We start from the raw sequence: 3,043 nt of genomic DNA on the forward strand, positions 1-3,043 counted from the left end.
TCCCCTTCCCCGATTAACCGCACCTGCGACAAATCACTGAACCCCTGCGGCGCCACGGCAGCAAAGGCCGACGTCCCACGCTGCTCCACCCCGGTCAGCACGAATGGCGATTTACGCGCCACACGGGTTACCGCATTACGCGGGGAAGATTTAATCGGCGTAGGTTTGTGCTTTGGGGTGATTTTGGCTGTCGCAGAAGGGGCTGCGGGTACGGCCGTTGACGGTGTCACAGTGGATACAGGCTTTTCTGAAGCTGACTTTTTCACGGACTCAATGCTGTCTTTCAGTGCATTCAGTTCAACCTGTTGCGCCTGCAACTGCTGCTCAAGTTTCTCTGCCAGCCCATGGGTTAACGTCAGCGCCCCCACCTGTCGCGTGAGCGAATCCTGACGTTCAGCCAAAGTTTTGAGCTGTTTTGCCTGCGTCTGCACCACATCGGCCATAGAGTTCATGCCATCCTGCGGCGCCAGTGCTTTCTGTGCCTGCTCAAGCTGGGCAATACGCTGGTCGATATGCTTGATAGCCGCTGTACTACCGAGACCTGCAACCAGGACGACCACGACGCCGGCAGTTGCCCCCCAAAAGGTCTTGCTGCGCAGCAACCCTTTTTTGGCCGGTGTCATCGGCACCATTTCTTCATTATGTTCTGTCATTTTTTCAACCACCCGCCGGTTGCCGGTACCGCGTTAACGGCTTGAGGCGCAATGACCGTCACCACAGGACGTGCTGAAACCGGCTTGGCCGGTGCCACCGTCACCGGCGGCAGCTGTGTCGCCGGCAACTGGTACCCGTCACGCAAGCTGTGGCAGACAACACGTTGCACGTCGTCGACCTCGAGCTGCCACGCGGGGCCTGCCACTACTTGCAGGGCAGTACGCAAACGCATCGGCCCCAGTTGGTACTGCACCGCCGGCAGCGCCTGGCGGTACAGCACGCCATTTGCCGGGCCGGTCGCGCACAGGGAATACCCCGACTGGCGCAGCGAATAACGCAACGCATCAGCAACCGTCGGTTTGACGGACGCCGGAATACGGATATCGATGATTTGCGAGAGCGGATCACGCTGAACAGCCGCGGGGTCAGTGCTGACCAGTAAATAACGGTCGTAGCGCACCACCTCCGGTGCCTGCCCGTAGGTATCCGGGCTGACCGGTTGGACATTGCGGTTGACGGTGACAGACGGAGTAACAGGGGAAATATCACGCTGCTGCAGAGGTTGCTGAGTAACGCACCCGGTCAGCGTAAGTGCTGCCAGGGAAGAGACGAGAATTGTTTTTTTCATCCGGAAGGTTTCCTGTTCAGTGACAATCGACAGGTGTCACTGTGCGGTTACCGTCCGGGACGCTCAATTAACAACTCTTTATTGCTAATCAAAAAAAAACGCCAACCCGAAGGTCAGCGTTTAGTGTCAGATGTTGAGGAACAACATCAGGATAATGAAGGGGTACGGCTAATGCCTTTTGCCCCCATCAATAACCCTTCCGTACTTAAGTCCTCATCCAGATCTGGCCAGTGTATACCCATTCCAGCCCCGCAGAGTTCCCAGTTATCCCGTTGCGCTGGCGTACCAGCCGCAAGCCGGGGATACCAGGCTAACGGTGCCGAAATAGTACGGCCATCCATCAAATCAACCGACAGACGGTCATCATCGATGCGGACATTCATTACACGCAGATCATTTTCATTGCGTAAAGTAAGCATCCCAGGCCTCCTGTAAAAGTGTCCGATGTTCAGTCACCAGACGCTGCAGTATACGCAGTTCATGTGATGCAAAACCCACACTACGCGCAATACTGACATCATGTAACCATATTTTAGCGGTTGCATTGCCCTTATCAATATGGACATGTGCCGGTTCGTTAGGTTCATGACTGTAAAAGTAAAAGCGGAAACCACCTACTCTAAGAATTGTCGGCATAATGTCTCCCGACAATCACAGAGCGTAAATGGCTGATTTTGCGATACCATAACCAAACCCAAGGAACGGTATGTCATCGTCAAAATCCATCGGCGCGGCATTCCCACCCGATTGAGCTGGCAGGGGTTGCTGAGCCGGCGTACCGCTGTGCGAAGGTTGCGGTTGCTGAGGTTTCCCCCAACTTCCCTGGCCTGATTGTCCGGCGTTGGCTGGTTGCGAGCGCCCCCCCAACATCTGCAGAGTGCCGCCAATGTTGACGACAATTTCAGTGGTGTATTTTTCCACACCGGCCTGATCGGTCCATTTGCGTGTCTGCAGGGAGCCTTCAATGTAAACCTGCGAGCCCTTACGCAAATATTCACCGGCAATTTCGGCAAGCTTGCCAAACAGCACGACACGGTGCCATTCGGTTTTTTCTTTCTGCTCACCGGTCGCCTTATCGCGCCAGCTCTCTGAGGTCGCCAGGGTAATGTTAGCAACAGCACCGCCATTTGGCATGTAACGGACTTCCGGATCTTGGCCGAGATGACCGACAAGTATGACTTTGTTTACGCCGCGAGACGCCATAATCGAATCCTCATAGGGAATGGAATTAGAAAGGGAAAAACGCCCCGAAAACCGAGGCGTAGAGGGCGTTATCAGAAAGAGTTTTCCGCATACTGTTGCTGTGCAGAACCTTGCTGAGGCGGCGTAGAGTCGGATTTCTCAGCCTGGAAGACCTTCTCCTGACCGATTTTAATCCAATCGACCTTGATAAGGCGGGCTTTGAGGCTAACGCGCTGTTCACCGGCATGTTCGCCGCTGTTGAGCGTGAAGATGTCCGTTTTGGGATTGCTGAGCACAAATCCAATCAGGACCTTCTTGTCTTCATCAACCGACTTTTGACAGCGGTTGATCAGGCTGCTGGCTTCTTTACCGGCGACCGTCACATCGAAACGCGTGTAACTGGCGTTATCGGTAGGACCAGAGAGTCCATTGACGACACAGCTGATAAAGGTGCCATTCGGGCCATTGACTAGACGAATGTTGCTGAGATACCCCATCCCTTTGATAGTTAGGTTGAAATATTCAGTTTTGGTGGAGGCTTGTTGAGTTTGGCTAGACATGATGTTTTCTCCAGGAGTG

The 3,043-nt window shown here is 54.2% G+C and carries 6 protein-coding genes; all 6 read right to left on the reverse strand.

Features of this window, described 5'->3' with window-relative positions; all coding sequences use genetic code 11:
• Window positions 1-665, reverse strand: a 665-nt coding sequence (locus ADK28_RS04120) for a hypothetical protein (protein WP_239686204.1), incomplete at its 3' end; no start/stop codon positions are given.
• The gene (locus tag ADK28_RS04125) at window positions 650-1,282 is read right to left on the reverse strand and encodes a PilL N-terminal domain-containing protein (RefSeq protein WP_048794962.1); all 633 of its coding nucleotides are present in this window, start codon (window positions 1,280-1,282) and stop codon (window positions 650-652) included. The genes ADK28_RS04125 and ADK28_RS04120, both read right to left, overlap by 16 nt.
• A gap of 146 nt (window positions 1,283-1,428) precedes the next feature.
• Window positions 1,429-1,701 (reverse strand): DUF2442 domain-containing protein, encoded by a 273-nt coding sequence (locus ADK28_RS29715; RefSeq protein ID WP_041418734.1) that lies wholly within the window; start codon window positions 1,699-1,701, stop codon window positions 1,429-1,431.
• Window positions 1,682-1,918 carry a DUF4160 domain-containing protein gene (locus tag ADK28_RS29720; protein WP_012146806.1) on the reverse strand — a complete coding sequence of 79 codons (237 nt, stop codon included), beginning with the start codon at window positions 1,916-1,918 and terminating at the stop codon, window positions 1,682-1,684. Before ADK28_RS29720 ends, ADK28_RS29715 begins: the two co-directional genes overlap by 20 nt.
• 15 nt (window positions 1,919-1,933) lie before the next feature.
• On the reverse strand, window positions 1,934-2,485 hold the full coding sequence (locus tag ADK28_RS04130) for a single-stranded DNA-binding protein (RefSeq protein ID WP_048794963.1): 552 nt from the start codon (window positions 2,483-2,485) through the stop codon (window positions 1,934-1,936).
• Between the two features lie 71 nt (window positions 2,486-2,556).
• Window positions 2,557-3,024 carry an STY4534 family ICE replication protein gene (locus ADK28_RS04135; protein WP_048794964.1) on the reverse strand — a complete coding sequence of 156 codons (468 nt, stop codon included), beginning with the start codon at window positions 3,022-3,024 and terminating at the stop codon, window positions 2,557-2,559.
• Window positions 3,025-3,043: the final 19 nt, after the last annotated feature.

The organism is Serratia sp. 506_PEND, assembly GCF_001076875.1.
Taxonomy (GTDB): Bacteria; Pseudomonadota; Gammaproteobacteria; order Enterobacterales; family Enterobacteriaceae; genus Serratia; species Serratia marcescens.

What these genes read in the sequence shown, in the direction of transcription:
- ADK28_RS04125 (WP_048794962.1), bottom strand. Translation starts at nt 1,282, where the DNA reads ATGAAAAAAACAATTCTCGTCTCTTCCCTGGCAGCACTTACGCTGACC.
- ADK28_RS29715 (WP_041418734.1), bottom strand. Translation starts at nt 1,701, where the DNA reads ATGCTTACTTTACGCAATGAAAATGATCTGCGTGTAATGAATGTCCGC.
- ADK28_RS29720 (WP_012146806.1), bottom strand. Translation starts at nt 1,918, where the DNA reads ATGCCGACAATTCTTAGAGTAGGTGGTTTCCGCTTTTACTTTTACAGT.
- ADK28_RS04130 (WP_048794963.1), bottom strand. Translation starts at nt 2,485, where the DNA reads ATGGCGTCTCGCGGCGTAAACAAAGTCATACTTGTCGGTCATCTCGGC.
- ADK28_RS04135 (WP_048794964.1), bottom strand. Translation starts at nt 3,024, where the DNA reads ATGTCTAGCCAAACTCAACAAGCCTCCACCAAAACTGAATATTTCAAC.